Below are 21,886 nucleotides of genomic sequence, written 5' to 3' on the forward strand. Positions count from 1 at the left end.
CCATGCGTCGCATGCGTGCCCTAATGGTTGGAAAGGGCGGCCGCAGCCGCTCGTCGGTCACTGGATGACCTGGATGACCTTCCGGGAGGAAGGTTCGACGATCACACGCTGTTCGTTGACGATCGCGTATGCATATTTCGGATCGTCGGGAATTGGCGTCACCACGACGGTCTCCGGCAGAGGCTGCCCGACGACGACCTTCTCCTTCACAACGACGCGTTCGGCCGGAGCCGGAGCCTGCTGTACATAGGTCACCACCTTCTGCGGCGGCGGGTCGATGACGCTGCCCGCCACGCCGCCGACGATGCCGCCGACAGCAGCACCGACCGGGCCGCCGACAATCGCGCCCGTTGCAGCACCACCCGCCGCGCCTGTGACCGTCGATGACTGCGCAAAGGCAGATGTCGATGCCAACAGGACGCTGGCGGCAATTCCTACTGCTTTGATATTCATCCGTTTTCCTCCTTCAATGCGGTTGGTTCCGCTGGTGAGCCAAACCTGAAAATGGAGGAAGTGTTCCCGGGCTGGGACTTCATGCCGGGGCTGGCCCGGACTATGGTCCTAGAGCCTCCAGCCCGGCCGGACAGTGTCCGTCATTGCGTCGGGAATCGACTCAACATCCGATCCTGAACGTTCTCCGGGCCGACGATCATCGCTGCCAGCGAGATGGCTTTTTCCCGGGCTTCGGGTTTTGTTATATAGCCTTCGAGCAGCACGACAGGACCGAGCATCCTGATCTCGATGGCGCTGCTGTCGAGATCCGGATCGGCGGAAAGGGCTGCTTCGATTGTTGCGATGGTCGATGCCGAACTATGGCCTTGCGGACAGCGCTCTTCATGGCTGTGGTTTTCGGGGCCGAACTTCATATACTCCTCCTGTTCCGTCCCCTCCACGGACCTTACGTTGCCTCAACCCACTATATGAGCAGCGGGTCCTCAGGCCGCCAGTCCGACTTAGGTCCGGCTTTCCCTCGCTGCCATCCTGCCTAGATTCTCCTCATCCTTGTTGAAAGGACATCAGGGAGGTTCGGTCGTTGTAGCTGAACTCCAGTCAGAACCTCCCTGGTGAAGCATCAGGTGCCGATCGGCGCGAGATAAAAGGCGGTTATCCATGCAAAAGATCGGCATAGTGGATTGGCGCAGGAGCGAAGACTTCGCGCCTGTGATGCTTGTCATCGGCGGCAAGCCCAGGCTGGTTCGCTCTCTCCATGAGGTCGCCGACGCCCTTATTGCCGCCTGGCCGACAGACGACGGCAAGGAATATATCGCAGCCATAAAAACATGCCTGGATGCCATCCAGGGCAATATTCCGGCCACGGTAGCCCGCGCCGCACTCATTCACGCTGCGGAAGAAGCCGGAATTCGCGTCATCGCGGTCGTTCACTGAGATTTTTGCAAGCTCGTGCAGCGCATCAAGCCTTGATGATTGCGGTCAGCCCTCCGGGGGCGACGCAAACCGGCTCGCATCGAACAGGTCTATGGCGGCGACCGGAGTGATGTCCTGACCTGAGGTCGCGGCATCGACCTCACGATGAACCGTGCGGGGGGAAACGCGAGGCGCGTTCAATTCCATCACCTCGCCGGGAGAATGCAGCGCCCATTTCATCAGCGCCGCGTCCGTGGTCGTTTCAAAGAAACTTGCTTCTTCCCAGGAAGCGGTCATCGGCAGGGAGGCGATCATATCCGCGCCCTGCTTGGAGGCCTGGTGTGCAACACGGAGAGGTTCGAAGCGCGCGTAGCCCGGCAATGCGGGCGCAGGTCTGGCCGGAAGCACTTCAATTGGGCCGATCGATGCCGTCTCCAGTTTGTCATCCACATCAGCGTCGTGCTCAAGGGCAGCCGGCCGCATCGCCGGTATCGGAATCGGCAAAGATGCAAGATCCCCAGCGGACCGTTTGTCATCCTGCTCGACCGCGCCGGTCTGCAGCGCCAGCGCATTCAATGCCCGGCTGCGGGGCGTGGGCAGAAGCGCCGTCATGAGCTTATTGTCTGTGGTGTCGCCGCCCGGCCCGGTCGCCGCGCCCACCTCTTCGTCTTCTCCAGCGGTGCTGGCGATCTGGATCGAGGTGGAGCTGCCGCGCTTCCTGTAGTTCGCAACCGCCTGATTGTATCCAGGCAGCGGCCGGCCATCGGCAGGGAGATGCATCGTCTGCCCGTTCGGGAACAGTCGGGCGAGTTCCTGCCGGGACATGCGGGGCCAGGCCCTGACATTGCCGACGTCGAGATGCACGAAGGGCGATCCCGAGGTCGGATAATATCCGACGCCGCCGCCCTGCATCTGCATGGCCAGCGCCCGCAGCGTCGAAAGCTTCACGCCGGGAACGTAGAAATCCATCGCCTTGCCCAGCATATGCTGGCTCTTCTTGGCGACGCCCGTGCTGCGCGAGCGGTTGCGGAGCATGTTGTTGGTGGTGGGCGAACGATAGGCGGAGACGATATGGATATAGTCCTTGCCGCCGCTGCGCTTATACACCTCCCAGACCAGGTCGAGCAGCCGCGGATCCATCCGGGTCGGCTCGTTCCTTCGCCAGTCGCGCAGAAACCGATTGATCTGGGCAAGGCCTTTGGGATCGAACTTTCCGTCGCGCTTATAGGTGATCGTGGCCCGCTCGCCGGTATGGGTAAAGAACAGCTTCAGGGCCCGGTCTTCGGCCGAGGCAACGGATGCCGAGCCGACAAGCGCCGGCAGCGCAAACAGAGCCGGCAGAATGGTCTTCGCGACCAACCGTTCCGCACGCGACAGCAGCGTGGCAATTCCGCCCAAGCCTGCGCCCGATAATCCTCGCACTGGATACTTCAACACGAACAATCCCGCCTACACCAAACACGCGACGATGTGCGGGAACCTCCGCATCCATCACGCCCAGTAAAGCCAGCTTATGGTCAACAAATCGCTAACAAGCGTAACCGGTGCTCCGCTCCTACACTGTCCTCGCCGCCCCAATCCGCCTTTCTATGGACGAGCAACGGGAGTTTTCTCCATAGCAGGCGTGATCTCTCACCCAACCGGATTATTGAAATCACCGGTCCGGTCTATATTTGAGCAGGTTTCGGCGACCCTATGAGAAATAGTCGTCGATTGGGCTCGATCTTCGCGACGAACGCTCTTTTAAAGATCATGCCCGAAGCAAGCGGATGTGGCTGGTGTAAAGGAACCCTCATGGCTGGAGCAGCCTTGATCGGTCTGAGGCTCCATGTCATCGGATGATGTTTGAAGGTAACGGCATGCGCAAAACAATGGCAGTCGGCCTCGCCGCCTTGATCGCCATGTACTTTCTCGGCGGCATGAGCGCGAGACATGAGACATTTCCTTGGCCACAACTTTCCGCGATGAGGAAAATGGTTGGCGGAGAGAAGGCGACTGCTCCAAGCCGTTATACGTTCGACGACAAGGAACGACTCATCGGGGATGAATCAAAAACGCTTGTGACCTGCCCGGCTCAAACTGACCGAACGGCTGTCTTACTCATTCTTGGCCAATCGAACGCGGCCAACGACAGTGGACAACGGTACAAGTCAAATTATGGCGCTCGCGTTATAAACGCCTTTGACAAACGGTGCTTCATCGCCGCGTCGCCACTTCTTGGATCGACCGATACCAAGGGAGAGTATTGGACGCTTCTTGGCAACAATTTGATCGCATCGGGACAAAATGACAGCGTCATCCTCGCACCCCTCGCATATTCCGGATCTGAGGTCGCACGATGGGCGAAAGGCGGTGACCTCAATCCTATGCTGGTCGATACATTGAAACAGCTTCAGGATTCCGGTTATCGGATAACGAACGTCCTCTGGATGCAAGGAGAGGCGGACCTCGTTATCGGCACCACTGCGGAGGCCTACCAGAACCGTTTCATGTCGATGGTTGACACATTGCGTCAGTACGGCGTCGAAGCACCGGTTTACATTTCGATCGCATCGAAATGCCTCGAACCGAGCAACGGCGGCTTCAAGGAGCATATTCCGGACAACGCGATAGTACGGGCGCAACTGGCCCTATCAAGAAGCGGCCCCGGTATCCGAGAGGGCGTCAATTCCGACGCGTTGCTCGATGGAGAAGACCGCTACGACGATTGCCATATCGGGGGCACAGGCGCGGAGAAACTGTCGCGGGCCTGGCTGAACCTTTTGCGCGGCGATGGCCGACTGGAAACCTCGCGATAATCTTCCCAGAACCGGTTTTCGCGCCTTAGCGAGCTTCAGCTTCAGGCTCTGAAAGCTGAACAAACTCTATGTCCTCAGAAGTTTGGACTATTCTCATGGCCCTCCAACTCAGGGCACCCCCTGATGTTGCCGAAACCGATCGTTCGCCGGTCGCCGGATTCATCCAGACCTCTGAGCACGATGATATTCTCATCCTGCTGTATAATCTCGCTACGATAGATACCGGCCCGAATCGCCCGGTTTTTCGCTTGGCTTATATTGCATTGCCCGGGCGGCGGAGTGACATGCCAGTATCTCGTACCTTGCCCATCCGAATGCCATCCGCCGGAAGCAGCGAATCCCGACAGACTGGATAGCAGTATGCCAGATGCCAATATCATGCTGCCTAGAACCAGTTTCATGTCATCTCCGTAAGCTGCGGCAGGGCTCGTCTTCATTCTGCTTGTCCTGTTTTTCAACGGACAACCGGGTTTCCCATGGCGTCACCACCACATTAAGTGGCTCGCGCTAACACTGTGCTAACGCCGGTTTCGGCGGCAATTTGCGGATATTGGCGCGGGTTGCGCCGGCGTTGCTCGCCGAGGATCAAAAGGAGCCCCGCCGAAACGCGCCTATTTGTGGAAAGGACGGACCGCACAGGAAGGAAGGGAAGCGGACAACCCCAGTTATGGGGCGCCTGTGCGATCCTTGTGCTCTAACAGTAGATAGCCGGAAAAGTTCCTTAAGGTTCCTGACCAATGAATGGCTCCGAACCGGCAGGAGAGGGCGGATCGCGAAGATTGCAAGGGGTGTGCTGCTGGAGACAGGAGACTCCTCTGCGCGATCCGCTCCGAGCCAAGTAACACTTTTGTATGACAACAGTTCCGGTGTAATTCTGCGCGGCAATAGTATTGTCGACTTCAAGGGACCTGCTAATGCCAAAAAAAGGACCCCGCTTCTGAGCGGGGCTAAGGTTGAGGTGGGCCGAACAGCTAAATGTCGTGTGGCTGTTGTATAACAAATCTCCGCACGGCCCGAAGGTATTACGATCAACGGAGCAAATTGTTCCGTGCCGACAGATTTTTTTAATCAGTCGCACAATTCGTTCCGCCACTTCGGGCTCCACGTCCTGGCGAAGCCATTCTTTAGCAGTTTCTTGTCGACTTCAGGCCGTGCTCGGCCAGCAGTCTTTCAGCCAAAGGTCGCTTCCCGCAGCGGCATCGGGCGTTCGGCTTCCGGGCGTGGATCACCCGATCCAAACCCGGATATGCTCTCTAACTCCCCGCCCTCAGCAATGCCGCCGTCCGCCTTAGCCAGTCGGCGGGATCGTGGCGGTGATAGACCTGTTCCGACGGCTCGATGTTGTCCAGGAACCGCCGATAGATCACGGCCTGCCTGGCCGCGGCAATGGGCGCGAGGAGGCCGGCCGCACGAGCGGGCTCGCAGCCGGGCAGCCGGGCCAGCCATGCGCGAGCCCAGTGCTCCTTGATCGTCTCCACGTACTCGGATGCGACGCGGTCGAGAAATGCCGGCTGGTCTAGCATCGGATGGCCGATCCCGCTGTCGCCCCAATCAAGTAGAGTAAGGGTTCGTTCTGTTCCGCGAAAGTTGCCGGGATGAAGATCGCCGTGGACCAGCGTATCAGGCAATCCGCAGGACTCGAGCGCGGCAAAGCGGTCGGCGAGACCGCTGACGAAACGCTGGAGCAGCGTAAGCTCGTTCCGAGGCAGCTCCTCGCTTGCACGCTCCGTCACATCGCCGATCGCAGCGATCAAAGCCGGACCGCCCCAGTCCGGCAGTCCCATGGAGCGCAATTGATCAACGCGGCCGGTCCACGATGACTGCAGCTCAACCAGTAGGGTCACCATCTCGAGCAGTCGCGGCAACGGCGCCTCGTACATGTCCTCGCCCGCGATTTCTGCGAGCAGCATGCGTCCGCCGTCGTGGCCAAGCAGTTCCGGAACGGGACGGCCGGCCAATGCTGTGATGACGCGCGGCTCGTGCGCGAAGAATGGCGGCACGACTTTTAGCCATACAGTTTGGCGGGCGACAGGAATGCGCCAGATGCTGGATAGATTCCAGCTTCGGATCTGGACAGGCATCCCGGCGGGCGCCAAGCCATGCCCGGCTAGTATGCGCGTCGCCCAAGCGAGATCGGCGGCAGGCCCGCCGGGTTCAGCGTAGCTTTGGCGCAGCGGGTGGGGCTCGAGTCGCCCTGCCCAGACCTCGGTCGGAACGGACTGTGCGACCTCGGCCAGATACGTGACCTCCCCACCGTGCGGTCGGTCGCGAACTGCCTCCAGCAGCCGCAGGATCGTGACATCGATCCCATAGTATTCGCGGACGGCTAGGACTACCGACTGCGCATCCTGCCACCAAGGAAGATCAACCGGGACCAGTGCCAGTCGGCCGATCACGGCACCCTCTGGCGTAACGAGCACCAGACGGGCGACACGCGGCGGCGGCTCCGATTGCTTTTCGCCGTCCATGGTTCCCCTCGCGACTCCCCAAACACAAAAGCGGGATGACGTTGGCGCAATGTGACCGTAGTGACAACGAATCCTTGCTACGACTCGTTCTGGTGTCTAGCTTTTCGATGCTCGCGCATCCGCGCTCCGCTGCATGACGCAGTTCGCTACCGCAACATTATCTCCGAGCATGCTCTCCCTGAAATGACGAGGATCTGACATGCTTGCTGAACGTCATACGACACCGGAATCCAACCCCGTCGACGCAGCTATGGCCTGGCACGGAGGGGATCCGCGCGCAACCATCGATGCTCTGCTCAAGGATCGGGAACGGCTGTGCGAACAGCTTGCAATGGCCCAGGCATGCATCAGCAAGGGCTATACGCGCGGTTGGCTGCCCGGCGCTGAATTCGAGGGGTGATGACGATAACTGCGGAGACGAGCAGCATCCCGGGGTTCGTCGCAGAACTTGTACGGCAAATGAAGTTGACCGCCGACCGCGGGCGAAATCGAGAGCTTGTTGCCTCGTGCGATGATCACGGTGCGCGATCTGCGCCAGCAAGCTGGCATCCCTCGAAGTGGTACCGAACACGATGCAATCGTCCGGCTGGATATCGTGGCAAAAGGCATCGTCACATTTTCCCAAGCGAATATTTCGGCAACCCGTCGCGAAGCGGCAGATTTGGTCCGGAGTTTCTGGATCATTGTCGACAGCGGGACCATAGTGACCTTGAAGCCGTCGCGGTAAAGCAACAGCGATCGTCCTCCCGTGTGATTTAGGCTAGTAGCCTCCCCGGCGCATGGGGGGCGTCCTTGCGATTGATCGTTATTCGAAGAGAGCACGGCGAAGATGCCGTTGGCGCGAGACCGGACGTCGAGCGCTACCCTATTGGCGGCCCAGTTTCCAACTGTCCCCAGACGGACAGGCTACGCCGTTGAAGCGCGTCATGCCGTCGAGCGATTGCCGACTGGTTACAAAACCGCGACATCCGTCCGGCCCATCGTTACTGGCATCGATCTGTTCGATAACGCCCGCGCTGCCCGTCGATGGGTTGGCCCAAGCAAGCGCAGTCGCACCGACAGCACCGCGACCGACTGTATCTGCGATCACCGCTTGATCGGTCAAAGGCGTCTGGTGCTGGATTGCTGACTGGGCGAGGGGAGTCTCAAGCGGCTCGATATGAGAGCACGCCGCCAAGGCCGCGATGCTCATTGCCGAGATGAAGTGCTTCGGAGTCATCGCTCGGATAAAGCGCTTTGCCTGTTGTGTTTCAAGTTACGAATAGTTCACATTCTGGCGAGGTCTGAAGAAAACGAGGTCGCGTTTCAACCGTTCGCTACGATTACCGTGATGACCAAGTCTCCGTTGCTCGCCCAAGCGACACCCAGTAGTCTCGTCGTCTCATCGACATATCGACAGTGGCACGCATCGATTCCATGGCAATTCTCTTCAAAACAACAATCAGCGAAAACACCGCATTCGAGATGATCGAACGGTCACTGTCAGGTGTTTACCAATATGACGGTTATCTCAATGTCGTTAGCGATGCGGGCGAGACGGCATTGTCTTGGGGTCCGGCAATGCATGCCGAAGAGTTCAAGGCAGAAGTCAGCCAAATCCTGCGGCAGACTTGGGATGCTGCCTGCTTCTGGGTCATTTATGAGCGCCGCGAAGACCGGAAGGATCCAGAAGGGACTGACATCCGTAACGCGGCTTTCCGCCTGACGCGCGGATACAGCGGCGTTATCGTTGTCACGCTCAGCCTCCTCGGGAAGCGTGACAGCGCCAACGACCTGGAACTCGTCTTCGTCTGCTTCGAGCAGGATTTTCACAGGAGGAATTTTCGCGTGCGCTATGAGGGTAAGCCGATACCAAACCCGGACTGATGTTGCGAGGACGTGTGCTCACGCGCGCGACCCGTTCTACGTTCGATTTGCAGACGAGGGCAAGGCACGAGAACTGGCGACCATCGCTTCGCTCATCGAGACCGGCAAACTCAATGCCGTCGATCCGCAGACCTATCTCACCGCCACACTCACTGCCATAGATAAGCTATTGCCGTGGAAGGAAATCACAGACTTCGACTTTGACGACGGCCCGCTTAAGATGTGTTGGAACTGGCAACACCATCGCACGCAGGATGCTCCGACAGAGTACCTATGCCCATGATCAATCGGGAGGTTGGCCGCCCGCGAACCGTCGGTGCCGAGGGTTAAGGGGGATTCCCGAAAACGAGTTTGAAAAGGGTGCTCCGGATCAGGGGCAGACACCCTTTTCGTGCTGAGTTTTGCAGTCTCAGCGGAACGGAAATTAGCAGAGAGATTGCTGTCTACCATCGGACCGAAGTCCGACTCACTCGCAATAATTCGTCGATGTCAGCAGCCGAGGTGACACCATCAATTGAGTTGCATTGTGCCTCTACGTCAGGGTTGTGGCGGACGCTTCGAGGGTCAACGCGCTTACAAAAAAACAGGCGCAGGAAGGATTGCGCAGGGCCTACATCCATGCTCTCGCGTCCGAGGCGCGCGTGCCCGCTTGTTGAAGTGGAGGGCCGAGCTGTCTCCTCGTCGGCCATGGACCCTCGACCAGGTGAAAAGGCTAAGGGGGCGCAGCTTATGGCTATGGGGCAGTCTTCAAAACGGTGGCGCACCCGACAGGATTCGAACCTGTGACCTTTGGAATCGGAATCCAACACTCTATCCAGCTGAGCTACGGGTGCATGCCGAAGGCGGTTTGAATCGCCTGTCCGATGGGTGGTTCTTAGCCTAGCTTGCGGCCGGCTTCAATCGCGAAATTCTCAGAAATACCGATGCTTGCGGTTTGGCGGGTGTTTTTATCCGTCAGCCTGTGAGAACGCATAAAAAACTCCGCCGGCCTTGCGGGCGGCGGAGCGTTGTTGTCGTGGGCTGTCGCCTGGTGGCGGTCAGATCTGCATGGCGCCGGGGCCGGGGATGGCTTTCGGCGGCACCTTGCCGAGGATGATCATGCCCAGCACCTCGTCCTTGGTCACGTCCTCGGTGCGGGCGTGGCCCACCACCTGGCCGTTCTTCATCACCGAGACGCGGTCGGCGAGGTCGAAGACGTCGTGGATGTCGTGGCTGATGAGGAAGATGCCAATGCCTTCCTTCTTCAGCTGCTTGATCAGTTCGCCCACCTGCGCCGTCTCCTGGGGGCCGAGCGCTGCCGTCGGCTCGTCCATGATCAGGATGCGGGCGTTGAAGAGGATGGCGCGGGCGATCGCCACCGATTGCCGCTGGCCGCCCGAGAGCGCCTTCACCGGCTCCTTGAAGCGTTTGAAGTTGGGGTTGAGCCGCCCCATCACTTCGCGGGCCGAGGCCTCCATCGCCACGTCGTCGAGCGTGCCCCAGCGGGTCTTCAGCTCGCGGCCGAGATAGAGGTTGGCGGCGGCGTCGACATTGTCGGCGACGGCGAGCGTCTGGTAGATCGTCTCGATCCCGTATTTCTTGGCATCGCGCGGATTGCGGATGTCGGCCGGCTCGCCGTTGATCAGGATCTCGCCGCCATCGCGCTTGTAGGCGCCGGAGAGGATCTTGATGAGCGTCGACTTGCCGGCGCCGTTATGGCCGAGCAGGGCGACCACTTCGCCGGGGTAGAGATCGACCGAGGCATTGTCCACGGCGTGAATGCCGCCGAAGGCGATCGAGATGTTTTTCAGTTCCACGAGGGGAGTGCGTTGATCAGCCATATCCAGGGCTCCTCTCACTTGGCACGGGCGCGGTAGACGGTGTCGAGCCAGACCGCCACGACAAGGACGGTGCCGACGACGACGCTCTGCAGCGGCGTGTCGACATGTGCGAGCACCATGCCCGACTGCAGCGACTGCATGACGAGCGCGCCGAGCATGGCGCCGGCGATGGTGCCGGTGCCGCCTGCCAGCGACGTTCCGCCGATAACGGCGGCGGCGATGGTGTAGAGCTCGTCGAGCGTGCCCTGCGAGTTCGTCGCGGCGTTGAGGCGGGCGGTTGATATCGCCGCCGCGATGGCTGCGAGTACACCCATCAGCGCGAAGATGCGCACCGTCACCCAGCGGGTCTTGATGCCGGCGAGTTCGGCCGCCTCGGGGTTGCCGCCGATCGCGAAGACATAGCGGCCGAAGCGCAGGCGTGTCGCGATGAAGGTCATGATGATGCCGACCACGATGGCGATCAGCACCGGCACGGCGATGCCGTAGGGAATATCGAGGCCCGTTTCCGGCCAGGGGATATTGTTGGTCTCGGCATATTTCTTGGCGATATTGATCGGCCAGTAATAGCTGTTGGCGATCGAGACGGCGCCGAGGATCAGGAAGCAGCTGAGGATGGCGAGGAAATATTCCGCCCAGATCGGCCGGCGCGGAAAGCCGAAGCGGCGGCGCTGATGGCGCGAGCCGATGATGCTGGCGATGACGAAGAGGCAGGCGGCGATGCCGACGATCCAGCTCCAGGTGGCGCCGATCGAGCCTTCGGCGCCGCCACCCATGATGCGGAAGGTCTGGTCCATCGGCGCAACCGTCTGGCCGCTGGTGACGAGCCAGGTCGCGCCGCGCCAGACGAGCAGGCCGCCGAGGGTGACGATGAAGGAGGGAACGTTCAGGAAGGCGATGATGACGCCCTGGAAGGCGCCGATCAGGAAGCCGGCTGCGATGCCGATCAGCAGCGTGATCGCCCAGGTGAAGGGGCTGTCGAAGCCGATATATTCCGGCAGGATCTTGGCCTGCGTGACACCCATGATCATGCCGCAGAGGCCGAGCACGGAACCGACCGAAAGATCGATGTTGCGGGTGACGATGATCAGCACCATGCCCGTCGTCATGATGGCGATGTCGGTCGTCTGAACCGAGAGGTTCCAGAGATTGCGCGGGGTCAGGAACAGGCCGCCGGTGATGATGTGGAAACCGATCCAGATGATGATGAGCGCGCCGATCATGCCGAGCAGGCGTGTGTCGATCTCGGTGGCGCGGAAGAAGCGGGTCACCGGATTGGCTTCCGCCGTTCGCGGCCCGCTTGATGTTGTGGATTTTACCATTTCGGCCATGGGTTTGCCGTTCCCCCACTGTGTTTGGACGGACGCGCCGGCGTGCCCGAATCTGCCATCGGCGTCATGCGTCTGTTCTTCAACTAACCATCGCGATGCTTGCGGAAACCGGTCGCGTGGCGTCGCGACACCCTTCCGGCAGGGAATGAAAACCCGCGATGGTGCGGCGAGGCGGAGAAAACTTCGTCGTTGGAATTCTCATCCGCGTCCGGCGCCGCAGCGATGTTGCGCTGCGGCGCCGGCAATTTCAATTACAGCCGCGGCTTACTTGCAGGCAGCGACGGTGTCGGCCTTGACGCCCTGGCAGGCTTCCGCCTTGGAGATCCAGCCGGCGTCGATGACGACGTTCAGGTTGTCCTTGGTGATCGCCAGCGGCTTCAGGAAGACCGACTGCATTTCAACACCCTTCGGGCCGCCCTTGAAAGCCTGGGCGCCGTCGATCTTGCTCATGTCCTTGCCGCCGGCGAGGTCTAGAGCGATTTCTGCGGCGCGCTTGCCGAGTTCCCGGCTGTCCTTCCAGACGGAAACCGTCTGCGTGCCGAGAGCGATGCGGTTCAGCGCCGCCTTGTCACCGTCCTGGCCGGAAACCGGAACGGAGCCGGCAAGACCCTGCGCGTCGAGCGCTGCGATCGCGCCGCCGGCCGTGCCGTCGTTCGAAGCGACGACGGCGTCAACCTTGTTGTTGTTGGCGGTCAGGAACTGCTCCATGTTGCGCTGGGCGTTCTCCGGCAGCCAGCCGTCGGTATAGGCTTCGCCGACATTCTTGATCTTGCCGGCGTCGATCGCGGCCTTCAGCACTTCCTGTTGGCCCGAGAACAGGAAGTCGGCGTTCGGGTCCGAAGACGAGCCCTTGATGAAGACGTAGTTGCCTTCCGGCTTGGCCTTGAAGACGCCTTCAGCCTGCAGGCGGCCGACTTCCTTGTTGTCGAAGGTGATGTAGAAGGCAGCCGGGTTTTCGATCAGGCGGTCGTAGCCGACCACCGGAATGCCTTCAGCAGCGGCCTTTTCGATGGCCGGGCCGATTGCGTCGGAGTCCTGAGCGAGGATGATCAGCGCGTTGGCGCCTTGCGAAATCAGCGATTCGACGTCGGTGAGCTGCTTTGCGGCAGAAGACTGCGCGTCAGCGGAAATATACTTGGCGCCCTTGGCTTCGAGAGCCTTCTTGATGGCGGCTTCGTCCGTCTTCCAGCGCTCTTCCTGGAAATTCGACCAGGAAACACCGACGACGAGATCGGCAGCCATGGCAGCGGTATGTACGGAAACGAGGATGGCAGCGCCGGCCATCAATTTGAAAATAGACTTCATAATGTCCTCCCGAGTGAGTTGCGGCCGGCCCAGCCCATGCTTCCTCCGGCCACCGCGAAAAAGCCTGTCGGGAAAGGTTTGGATTTTTTTCTCGACAGTCGAGAAATTTAGTGTCAGAGATTTTTTCAACTGTCAACACTGCACTACCGGCTTAATTCGCTTGCGCAACAGCAGCCGGAGATGCAGTGGAAACCACGGGAAGAGCAAGCAGGAGGAGAGGGCGGCATTCATGCTGACCAAGTCGAGCACGGAGCTGGTCCGGCAGAGAAACAGCGTGCTCGTGCTGTCCGTGCTGCGCCGCCACGGCGCGCTCGCCCATACCGAAATATCCGATTCCACCGGGCTTTCCTCAGCCACCATCTCGGCGATCACCGCCGACTTGGAAAAAGCCCAGATCATCGAGAAATCCGAGCAGCAGCCGGCAAGCGGGCGTGGCCGGCCGCGCGTGCTTTTGCGCCAGCGGCGCGATTGCGGCTATCTCATCGTCGTCATCATCTCCTCGGATGCGGTGCAATATTCGCTTGTGGATTATGCCGGCAAGCTGATCGACCGCTTCAGCGAGGAGCGTTCGCATGATCCGGCGGGTGCCGTGCGCTTCGTCGCAGCAGTACGCGCCGGGCTTTCGCGCATTCTCGATCGTTCGAAGATTACGCAGGAAAAGGTGCTGCTGATCTCGATCAGCAGCAAGGGGCTGGTCAACTCCACCGAGCCGGTTCTAGTCTGGTCGCCCATCTTCGGCAGCGAGCAGATCGATTTCGAATCGGCGCTCCGGCCGGAATGGCAGGCCAAGGTAATCCTGGATAACGAGACGCTTTTAGTCGCCGCAGCGCTCGGCGCGCGTGAAGAAAATATGAAGGGCGCCGATTTCCGCTCGCTCGCCGCCCTTTCGCTCGGCCACAGCATCGGGCTCGGCATCGTCCGGCGCGGCAACCAGACGGGCCAGGAGATCTCGGCCCCCAATTTCGGGCACATGCTGCATATGGCCAATGGCGGCCTCTGCCGCTGCGGCACACGCGGCTGCATCGAGGCCTATGCCGGTTTTTACGCCATCCTGCGCAGCGCCTTCGAAGTGCCGCTCGATACCATCCCGGCCAAATTCGTGCCGGTGGCGGAACTCGACAAGATCGCCGCCAAGGCGCGCCAGGGTCACCGCATCTCCGCCTTCGCCTTCCGCCAGGCAGGGCTGGCGCTCGGCAACGGCCTGTCGCGCATGCTGAGCCTGACCGAGCGCATGCCGATCGCCATCACGGGCCCGGGCACACGTTATTACGACCTTCTCCGCCAGGGGATCGAAGAGGGCCTCGGGCAATCGCATGTCGTGCGCATGGAGGGCATGCCCGAGATCAGGGTGGTCCCCGAAGAACAGATCCTCGTCTTCGAAGGCCATCTGAACCGGGCGCTATCGGTGATCGATCAGGATATCGTACTCTCGGGCGTACAGAGCGCGGAATGAGGGCGCGTTGCTGAAATGCATGGGGAGCAGGTGTCCTTTCTCCGACATAGAGTCAAACGCCACCAAACGCGAAATGGCCGGGCAAATGCCCGGCCATCTCATGCATGGCTTCCGGTCGGGAGAGGGCCGTCAGCCGATCTTGATGAGCTTGCCTTCCTTGACGGACTGAACCGCGGCATCGGCGAGCGCCAGCGCTGCGAGGCCATCTGCGCCAGACGGCGAGATCTTCGAACCCTTCTCGATCGCGGCGATGAAGGCTGCGATCTCGTTGGCATAGGCTTCGGTGTAACGGGTCATGAAGAAATCATGCAGCGGCGGGCGGGTGTAGCCGTCGCCGTTTGCCACCTCGATCGAAACAGGACGCTGGTTTTCGGCCGCAGCCATGCCCTTTGCGCCATGCACTTCGATGCGCTGGTCATAGCCGTAGGTGGCGCGGCGGGAGTTGGAGATCACCGCCTGCTTGCCCGATTTCGTCTGCAGGATCACCGAGACGCTGTCATAGTCGCCGGCTTCGCCGATCGCCTTGTCGACGAGCACGGCAGCGGTCGCCAGAACCGAGACCGGCTCTTCGCCGAGCAGGAAGCGGGCCATGTCGAAGTCATGGATCGTCATGTCGCGGAAGATGCCGCCCGAGCGCTTTATGTAATCGACCGGCGGGGCGCCGGGGTCGCGCGAGGTGATCGTCACCATCTCGACATCGCCGATCTTGCCGTCGTCGATGACCTTGCGCACGGCCATGAAATGCGGGTCGAAGCGGCGGTTGAAGCCGACCATCAGCTTGGCGCCGGTCTCTTCCACCACCTTGATGCAGGACTTGACGCGGGCGACGTCGAGATCGATCGGCTTTTCGCAGAAGATCGCCTTGCCGGCGCGGGCGAAGCGTTCGATCAGGTCGGCATGTGTATCCGTCGGCGTGCAGATGACGACGGCGTCGATATCCTTGGCGGCTTCGATCGCCTCGATGGTGCGGACTTCGCAGCCATAGGCGGAGGCGATCGCTTCGGCAGCCTGCGGAAAGGCGTCGGCGACCGCGACGAGCGTCGCATTGGCGTCGCCACTGACGGCCTTTGCATGGACCTTGCCGATGCGGCCGGCGCCGAGAAGACCAAATCTCACTGTCATTCTAACCTCCCTTGAATTCGGAACAAATAAACCGAATTGCCAAAAATCTGGAATTTTCATTCCATCTTCTGCGGACCACGTCAAGCCCGCGGATCTTTCACATTTGCAAGATTCGAACCAGAGCCTTCCTGGTCGGATTGAAGTCTTCTACCGGGCCGGGTTTTGGTCGAGGCAGAGCCGATAGTCTCTGATCCTGGCGTAAAGATGCCCGGTCTTTCAGCCAAGAGAATACTTTAATCTGATCAGGAAAGGTTCTAGAGACAATCGCAGCACGGGCCGAAGGCGGTGCGACATATGCGACCGCGGGGCAGGAATGCAAATCATCGATCCGAACCATCCGGCATACCGTCATCTTTGGGTGCGTGTTGCCATTATTGCCGTCTGCTTCGGCTGGGCCGTGGTCGAATTCGTCACCGGCGATCCGTTCTGGGGCGTGCTCGCGGGCGGGGCAGGCGCCTATTCCTTCTATATGTTGTTCTGGACCTTCAATCCGCAGCCGCCGGTCATCGAGCCACCCGTGCAGCCCGACGCCGAGGACGAGGACGAACCCGCGGCGACCGCTGAAAAACCTTCGAAGGACGGGCCCGCGGAATAGTCAGCGGCCGATTCGGCGCAGTGCTTCGTCGATCAGCAGGTTGGCCAGCATCATCCGCTTCGTCGCATTGTCGCGGAAGGGCAGCGCGACGCCATCGGGGTGATTGGCCCGGGCGAAGGCGCGGCGCTTCTCGCGCAGTGTCAGCGGCGTATCGGCGGCGGAGATCGCCAGTTCGGCGGCAACCTCCTGCGGTGTCGTGCGGGCGAGATGATCCGGCATGGCGGGCTCGGCTGGAGGCGCAGGCGCCGGCTTTTCCACGACCCCAGCGGCGGCATCGAGATCCAGATTGTCGAAATAGGCCTGGCCGACGCGCTGCGAGGCAGCTGAGACGCCCTCCATGACATCGAAGGCAAGGCCGGTGCCGAGGCCGGAAACGCGATGGGCGGCCGGCGCATCGGCGTCTTCGGCCGTCTCGTCCTCCGCCTTCAGCCGCTCGAGGACTGATTGAAATACCGACTGCCCGAACAGCATCACGCCTCCCTTTCGAAGCAGGTATTAGAAGAGAGCAAGATGGCGCAGGGCTTGCGGGCTTGTCCGCCGGCTTGTCAGCCGGCCTGCTTGCGGCTCTCCTCGAGGATGATGTCGTAGAGCAGCCTTGCGCTCGGCGGCAGCGCCCGTTCTCTCGCGGTGATCATGCTGTAGGGCTTGACGTTGATGTCGAAATCGATCGGCAGCATGCGCACATCGGAGGCATTCGAGCTCTGGCTCGCCAGGAACTGGGCGACGTCGACGGCGACGGGCGCGATCGCATCGGTTTCGCAGATGATGGCGCAGGTCAGAAGCAGCGACGAGGTGTTGACGATATTCTCCGGCAGCGCCACGCCACGCGACAGGAAAACGTCCTCGATCGTGCGGCGCAGCAGCGTGCCCGGCGGCTGGAACACCCAGTCATAATCCCTGACGTCGGAAAGGCTGCTCACCTTCTGTTTCATCAGCGGGTGGCGGTCGCGCACGATCAGGCAAGCCCGCTCGATACCGATCTCCGTCACCTCGAAGAGGCGCGGGTTGAGATCGTCGGGGATGCGGCCGATGATGAAGTCGTGGCGGGCGGCGAGCAGCTCGCGGGCGAGCACGTTGCTCGTCTCCACCTGGATATTGATCTCAATGCCCGGATAGGCCTTGCGCACCTTGTTGATCGCCGGCACGACGAGGCTCATGGCGGGTGCGGTCACCGAGCCGATGAAGACCGAGCCGCCCTTGCCGCTTTTCAGCTCGCCGATCTCGCGGCTCGCCTCGCGCAGCTCCAGAAGGATCTTCCGGGCCCTGCGCGCCAGCGCTGCGCCGAAGGTCGTCAGCACCACGCCGCGGGCCACGCGCTCATAGAGCGAGGTCTTGGTGATTGATTCCATTTCCGACAACATGCGCGACGCGGCCGGCTGCGAGATGTTCAGGACTTCCGCAGCTGCGGAAATCTGTCCACTATCTTCGATTGCGACGATCATCCGCAGGTGATTCAGCTTAAGTCCTGCACGCAAAAGGCTGTCATCGCCGAAATTATCACTGTGGATATCGACGTAGTCCATCGAAAATGGCTCGGAAACGATCGTCATGGTTGCAGCCTCCTCGCTGCGCTCCATCAAAAGTAATACTTTTTAACGATATACCAAAATTGTTATGCACGTTAGCACTTATTCTATTTGACAGTTATAGGAATCCATACCAGTTTGCCGCCGTGTGCTGGTTGGCACTCAACACGTGTGAGATCGTGGAGGAGACCTACTTCGTTTCTCACCATCTGAAGTAACTATCCAATACGGAACCTGCCACAGTTTCGGGGCGGGCGATTTTTCGTCCGCTGCTCTATTAACAAGGGAGAGAGAAATGAAATCCATTATCTCATTGATGGCTGCGGCTGCCTTCGGCGTCGCTTCGTTCGTTGCACCGGCGCTCGCCGCGGACAAAGGCACTGTCGGTATCGCGATGCCGACCAAGGCTTCGGCCCGCTGGATCGACGACGGCAACAACATCGTCAAGCAGCTCCAGGCTGCCGGTTACGGCACTGACCTGCAGTATGGCGACGACGACATTCCGAACCAGCTTTCGCAGATCGAAAACATGGTGACCAAGGGCGTCAAGGTTCTCGTCATCGCTTCGATCGACGGCACGACGCTTTCCGACGTTCTCCAGAAGGCACACGATGCCGGTATCAAGGTCATCGCTTATGACCGTCTGATCCGCGATTCGGGCAACGTCGACTACTACGCAACCTTCGACAACTTCCAGGTCGGCGTTCTGCAGGCTGGCTCCATCGTTGACGGCCTCGGCCTCAAGGATGGCAAGGGCCCGTTCAACATCGAACTCTTCGGCGGTTCGCCGGACGATAACAACGCCTTCTTCTTCTATGATGGCGCAATGTCCGTCCTGCAGCCCTACATCGACAGTGGCAAGCTCGTCGTGAAGTCCGGCCAGACCGGCATGGACAAGGTCGGCACGCTGCGTTGGGATCCGGCAACGGCCCAGGCCCGCATGGACAACCTGCTCTCGGCTAACTACACCGATGCCAAGGTTGATGCCGTCCTGTCTCCCTATGACGGTCTGTCGATCGGTATCATTTCCTCGCTGAAGGGCGTTGGTTACGGTACTGCGGCCCAGCCGCTGCCGATCGTCACCGGTCAGGACGCTGAAATCCCGTCGGTCAAGTCGATCATTGCTGGCGAACAGCATTCGACGATCTTCAAGGACACCCGCGAACTCGCCAAGGTCACCGTTGCCATGGTCGATGCCGTGATGTCCGGCAAGGAGCCTGAAGTCAACGACACGAAGACCTACGATAACGGCGTCAAGGTCGTTCCGTCCTATCTGCTGAAGCCGGTTGCCGTCGACAAGACCAACTACAAGCAGATCCTCGTCGACAGCGGTTACTACACCGAAGACAAGCTGAAGTAAGTTGAGCAGGAGGCCGGAGCCCGCGCTTGCGGGTTCCGGCCTTCGATTTTATGATTACCCGGCCATTAAACGGCTGGGGGCGCTGGAACTTTGACTATGGACAATACCATCCTCGAGATGCGGAGCATCACCAAGACGTTCCCGGGCGTCAAGGCGCTGGAGAACGTGAACCTCAAGGTTCGCCAGGGTGAGATCCACGCATTGGTGGGCGAAAACGGGGCCGGCAAATCGACCCTGATGAAAGTGCTATCAGGCGTCTATCCCACCGGCAGCTATGAAGGCGACATCGTCTATGAAGGCGAGACGCGCAACTTCAAGGCCCTGAGGGACTCCGAAGAAATCGGCATCGTCATCATCCACCAGGAACTGGCGCTCGTGCCGTTGCTGTCGATCGGCGAAAACATCTTCCTCGGCAACGAGAACGCCAAGAACGGCGTCATCAGCTGGGATGAGACGTTCAACCGCACGAAGCAGCTGCTCAAGAAGGTTGGCCTGCAGGAATCTCCGAACACTTTGGTGACCGACATCGGCGTCGGCAAGCAGCAGCTGGTCGAGATCGCCAAGGCGCTGTCGAAGAGCGTGAAGCTGCTCATCCTCGACGAGCCCACGGCCTCGCTCAACGAAAGCGATTCCGACGCTCTGCTCAACCTGCTGATGGAGTTCCGCAAGCAGGGCATCACCTCGATCATCATTTCCCATAAGCTGAACGAGATCCGCAAGGTCGCCGACCAGATCACGGTCCTGCGCGACGGCATGACCGTCAAGACGCTCGACTGTCACGCGGACGAAATCAGCGAAGACATCATCATCCGCAACATGGTCGGCCGCGATCTCGAAGACCGCTATCCGCCGCGTTCGGTGCCGATCGGCGAAACCATTCTCGAAGTGAAGAACTGGAACGCCTATCACCAGCAGCACCGCGACCGCCAGGTTCTGCACAATATCAACATCACAGTCCGGAAGGGCGAGGTCGTCGGCATCGCCGGCCTGATGGGGGCAGGGCGCACCGAATTCGCCATGAGCCTGTTTGGCAAGGCCTATGGCCACAAGATCTCGGGCGAGGCGCTGATGTACGGCAAGCCGGTCGACGTCAGTACCGTGCGCAGGGCGATCGACGCGGGTCTCGCCTACGTTACCGAAGACCGCAAGCAGCTCGGCCTCGTGCTCAACGACACGATCCTGCACAACACGACGCTCGTCAATTTGAAGGCGGTGTCGAATGCGTCCGTCATCGACAGCGTCAAGGAATCGCGGGTTGCGACCGACTATCGCTCGAAGCTGCGCATCCGCTCCTCCAGCATCTTCCAGGAGACGGTCAATCTTTCCGGTGGCAACCAGCAGAAGGTGGTGCTGTCGAAATGGTTGTTCTCCAATCCCGATGTTTTGATCCTCGACGAGCCGACGCGCGGCATCGATGTTGGCGCAAAATACGAAATCTATACTATCATCAACCAGCTTGCCGCCGATGGAAAGGGCGTTCTGATGATCTCGTCGGAAATGCCCGAATTGCTTGGCACTTGTGACCGCATCTACGTGATGAACGAAGGACGCATCGTCGCTGAACTGCCGAAGGGAGAAGCAAGCCAGGAAACCATCATGCGCGCTATCATGCGCTCAGGGGAGAAGAAGCAATGACACCGATCAATCAACCCATCGCTGAGCAGGGGCGTGTCGTCTCCATCGGAGACTATGTTCGCGGCAACATCCGCGAATATGGCATGTTCATCGCGCTCATCGCGATCATGGTGTTCTTCCAGTTCTCGACCGGTGGCGTTCTCTTCAGGCCGCTCAACCTGACCAATATCATTCTGCAGAACTCGTTCATCGTCATCATGGCGCTCGGCATGCTGCTGGTCATCGTCGCCGGCCATATCGATCTGTCGGTCGGATCCGTCGTCGGCTTTATCGGCGCTATCGCCGGCGTGATGACGGTGCAATGGCACACCAATTATGTCCTGGCGGGTATCGTATGTCTTGCCATGGGCGCGCTTGTCGGCGGCATCCAGGGCTATTTCGTCGCTTATCACAAAATCCCGTCCTTCATCGTCACGCTGGCCGGCATGCTGGTCTTCCGCGGCCTGACGCTGTTCGTGATGACGGCATCGGGGACCGGCACCAGCATCGGTCCTTTCCCGCCGGCCTTCCAGCTGATCAGCATCGGCTTCCTGCCAAACGCTTTCGATATGGGCGGCATCAACTCGACCTCGATCATCCTCACCGTCGTCGGCGCCGTCGCCCTCTTCTATCTGGCATGGCGCAAGCGTCTGTCGAACGAGAAGCATGGCAACGACGTTGAGCCGCTCGGCTTCTTCCTTGCCCAGAACGCCCTCGTCACGCTCGCCATTCTGGCGCTCGGCTATCAGCTGTCGATCTATCGCGGCTTCCCGAACGTGCTGATGGTCATGCTGGTCCTGGTTGCTGCCTATGCCTTCATTACCCGCCGCACGACGATCGGTCGCCGCATCTACGCCATGGGCGGCAATGAGAAGGCGACGAAGCTTTCCGGTATCAACACCGAGCGGCTGACCTTCCTGACCTTTGCCAATATGGGTCTGCTCGCCGGACTGGCTGGTCTGATCGTTGCCCTGCGTCTCAACTCGGCGACGGCCAAGGGCGGCTTCGGTCTTGAACTCGACGTGATCGCCGCCTGCTTCATCGGTGGCGCATCCGCCCAGGGCGGCGTCGGCAAGGTGACCGGCGCTGTCATCGGCGCGCTGATCATGGGCATCATGAACAACGGCATGTCGATCCACGGTCTCGGCACCGACTCGCAGCAGATGGTCAAGGGCGCCGTGCTCCTCGCCGCCGTGTTCTTCGACGTCTATAATAAGAACAAGGGCTGACCGCTTCCGAAGCGCCAGCCAGGCATTCGCAGTCATA

General features: G+C 60.3%; 22 protein-coding genes, 1 tRNA gene and 1 pseudogene. 11 read left to right on the plus strand and 13 right to left on the minus strand.

Annotation, left to right across the window (positions count from 1 at the left end; genetic code table 11):
* Positions 1-57: 57 nt before the first annotated feature.
* Complete coding sequence (locus tag FHT75_RS01070) at positions 58-453, minus strand: DUF1236 domain-containing protein (protein ID WP_063474446.1); 396 nt, start codon at positions 451-453, stop codon at positions 58-60.
* A 140-nt stretch (positions 454-593) separates the two neighbouring features.
* Positions 594-866 carry a BON domain-containing protein gene (locus tag FHT75_RS01075; protein ID WP_063474447.1) on the minus strand — a complete coding sequence of 91 codons (273 nt, stop codon included), beginning with the start codon at positions 864-866 and terminating at the stop codon, positions 594-596.
* Between the two features lie 244 nt (positions 867-1,110).
* Here FHT75_RS01075 and FHT75_RS01080 point away from each other — a divergent pair, with 244 nt between their 5' ends.
* Complete coding sequence (locus FHT75_RS01080) at positions 1,111-1,386, plus strand: DUF982 domain-containing protein (protein ID WP_047611492.1); 276 nt, start codon at positions 1,111-1,113, stop codon at positions 1,384-1,386.
* 45 nt (positions 1,387-1,431) lie between these two features.
* Here FHT75_RS01080 and FHT75_RS01085 read toward each other — a convergent pair whose 3' ends face one another.
* Positions 1,432-2,808, minus strand: a complete 1,377-nt coding sequence (locus tag FHT75_RS01085) for a DUF882 domain-containing protein (RefSeq protein WP_063474448.1) — start codon at positions 2,806-2,808, stop codon at positions 1,432-1,434.
* A 416-nt stretch (positions 2,809-3,224) separates the two neighbouring features.
* Here FHT75_RS01085 and FHT75_RS01090 point away from each other — a divergent pair, with 416 nt between their 5' ends.
* The gene (locus FHT75_RS01090; RefSeq protein ID WP_063474688.1) at positions 3,225-4,163 is read left to right on the plus strand and encodes a sialate O-acetylesterase; all 939 of its coding nucleotides are present in this window, start codon (positions 3,225-3,227) and stop codon (positions 4,161-4,163) included.
* 74 nt (positions 4,164-4,237) lie between these two features.
* Here the strand turns inward: FHT75_RS01090 and FHT75_RS35700 are convergent, their stop codons facing one another.
* Together FHT75_RS35700 and FHT75_RS01095 are read right to left on the minus strand one after the other, a co-directional pair.
* A complete protein-coding gene (locus FHT75_RS35700) occupies positions 4,238-4,600 on the minus strand; it encodes a hypothetical protein (RefSeq protein ID WP_245294557.1) in 363 nt (120 codons plus the stop codon).
* A gap of 816 nt (positions 4,601-5,416) precedes the next feature.
* Positions 5,417-6,631 (minus strand): phosphotransferase family protein, encoded by a 1,215-nt coding sequence (locus tag FHT75_RS01095; RefSeq protein WP_063474449.1) that lies wholly within the window; start codon positions 6,629-6,631, stop codon positions 5,417-5,419.
* A 199-nt stretch (positions 6,632-6,830) separates the two neighbouring features.
* On the opposite strand from FHT75_RS01095, the gene FHT75_RS01100 reads away from it, so the two are divergent.
* Together FHT75_RS01100 and FHT75_RS01105 are read left to right on the plus strand one after the other, a co-directional pair.
* Positions 6,831-7,031 carry a hypothetical protein gene (locus tag FHT75_RS01100; protein WP_063474450.1) on the plus strand — a complete coding sequence of 67 codons (201 nt, stop codon included), beginning with the start codon at positions 6,831-6,833 and terminating at the stop codon, positions 7,029-7,031.
* Positions 7,032-7,130: 99 nt separating this feature from the next.
* The gene (locus FHT75_RS01105) at positions 7,131-7,358 is read left to right on the plus strand and encodes a hypothetical protein (protein WP_143541105.1); all 228 of its coding nucleotides are present in this window, start codon (positions 7,131-7,133) and stop codon (positions 7,356-7,358) included.
* Positions 7,359-7,496: 138 nt separating this feature from the next.
* On the opposite strand, the gene FHT75_RS01110 is transcribed toward FHT75_RS01105, so the two are convergent.
* On the minus strand, positions 7,497-7,850 hold the full coding sequence (locus FHT75_RS01110; RefSeq protein WP_063474452.1) for an RT0821/Lpp0805 family surface protein: 354 nt from the start codon (positions 7,848-7,850) through the stop codon (positions 7,497-7,499).
* 197 nt (positions 7,851-8,047) lie between these two features.
* Between FHT75_RS01110 and FHT75_RS01115 the strand changes: the two genes are divergently transcribed.
* The gene (locus tag FHT75_RS01115; protein WP_063474690.1) at positions 8,048-8,497 is read left to right on the plus strand and encodes a hypothetical protein; all 450 of its coding nucleotides are present in this window, start codon (positions 8,048-8,050) and stop codon (positions 8,495-8,497) included.
* Between the two features lie 64 nt (positions 8,498-8,561).
* A pseudogene (locus FHT75_RS36465) lies at positions 8,562-8,675 on the plus strand (transposase domain-containing protein); the annotation flags it as partial.
* A 578-nt stretch (positions 8,676-9,253) separates the two neighbouring features.
* Here FHT75_RS36465 and FHT75_RS01125 read toward each other — a convergent pair.
* The 4 genes from FHT75_RS01125 to xylF form a co-directional block, all read right to left on the minus strand.
* A tRNA-Arg gene (locus FHT75_RS01125) sits at positions 9,254-9,330 on the minus strand.
* Between the two features lie 204 nt (positions 9,331-9,534).
* A complete protein-coding gene (locus FHT75_RS01130) occupies positions 9,535-10,317 on the minus strand; it encodes an ATP-binding cassette domain-containing protein (RefSeq protein WP_047611477.1) in 783 nt (260 codons plus the stop codon).
* Positions 10,318-10,331: 14 nt separating this feature from the next.
* Complete coding sequence (locus FHT75_RS01135) at positions 10,332-11,645, minus strand: sugar ABC transporter permease (RefSeq protein WP_063474454.1); 1,314 nt, start codon at positions 11,643-11,645, stop codon at positions 10,332-10,334.
* Positions 11,646-11,909: 264 nt separating this feature from the next.
* Positions 11,910-12,950: a D-xylose ABC transporter substrate-binding protein gene (gene xylF / locus FHT75_RS01140; protein WP_047614359.1), complete on the minus strand. Its 1,041-nt coding sequence runs from the start codon at positions 12,948-12,950 to the stop codon at positions 11,910-11,912.
* A 229-nt stretch (positions 12,951-13,179) separates the two neighbouring features.
* Here xylF and FHT75_RS01145 point away from each other — a divergent pair, with 229 nt between their 5' ends.
* Positions 13,180-14,403: an ROK family protein gene (locus FHT75_RS01145; RefSeq protein WP_063474455.1), complete on the plus strand. Its 1,224-nt coding sequence runs from the start codon at positions 13,180-13,182 to the stop codon at positions 14,401-14,403.
* A 129-nt stretch (positions 14,404-14,532) separates the two neighbouring features.
* On the opposite strand, the gene iolG is transcribed toward FHT75_RS01145, so the two are convergent.
* Positions 14,533-15,525, minus strand: coding sequence for an inositol 2-dehydrogenase (iolG, locus tag FHT75_RS01150; RefSeq protein ID WP_063474456.1), 993 nt, complete (start codon positions 15,523-15,525; stop codon positions 14,533-14,535).
* A gap of 313 nt (positions 15,526-15,838) precedes the next feature.
* On the opposite strand from iolG, the gene FHT75_RS01155 reads away from it, so the two are divergent.
* The gene (locus FHT75_RS01155) at positions 15,839-16,120 is read left to right on the plus strand and encodes a hypothetical protein (RefSeq protein ID WP_063474457.1); all 282 of its coding nucleotides are present in this window, start codon (positions 15,839-15,841) and stop codon (positions 16,118-16,120) included.
* On the opposite strand, the gene FHT75_RS01160 is transcribed toward FHT75_RS01155, so the two are convergent.
* On the minus strand, positions 16,121-16,591 hold the full coding sequence (locus FHT75_RS01160) for a hypothetical protein (protein ID WP_063474458.1): 471 nt from the start codon (positions 16,589-16,591) through the stop codon (positions 16,121-16,123).
* Positions 16,592-16,665: 74 nt separating this feature from the next.
* On the minus strand, positions 16,666-17,670 hold the full coding sequence (locus tag FHT75_RS01165; RefSeq protein WP_063474691.1) for a LysR family transcriptional regulator: 1,005 nt from the start codon (positions 17,668-17,670) through the stop codon (positions 16,666-16,668).
* Positions 17,671-17,941: 271 nt separating this feature from the next.
* On the opposite strand from FHT75_RS01165, the gene chvE reads away from it, so the two are divergent.
* The 3 genes from chvE to mmsB all read left to right on the plus strand — a co-directional run bounded on the left by chvE (position 17,942) and on the right by mmsB (position 21,849).
* Positions 17,942-19,006: a multiple monosaccharide ABC transporter substrate-binding protein gene (chvE, locus tag FHT75_RS01170; protein WP_047611463.1), complete on the plus strand. Its 1,065-nt coding sequence runs from the start codon at positions 17,942-17,944 to the stop codon at positions 19,004-19,006.
* Positions 19,007-19,102: 96 nt separating this feature from the next.
* Positions 19,103-20,641 (plus strand): multiple monosaccharide ABC transporter ATP-binding protein, encoded by a 1,539-nt coding sequence (gene mmsA / locus FHT75_RS01175; protein ID WP_063474459.1) that lies wholly within the window; start codon positions 19,103-19,105, stop codon positions 20,639-20,641.
* Complete coding sequence (mmsB, locus tag FHT75_RS01180) at positions 20,638-21,849, plus strand: multiple monosaccharide ABC transporter permease (protein ID WP_047614346.1); 1,212 nt, start codon at positions 20,638-20,640, stop codon at positions 21,847-21,849. The genes mmsA and mmsB overlap by 4 nt, the downstream gene beginning before the upstream one ends.
* The last annotated feature ends 37 nt before the right edge of the window (positions 21,850-21,886 follow it).

The sequence above is a fragment of the Rhizobium sp. BK112 genome (assembly GCF_014193215.1).
Lineage (GTDB): Bacteria > Pseudomonadota > Alphaproteobacteria > Rhizobiales > Rhizobiaceae > Rhizobium > Rhizobium anhuiense.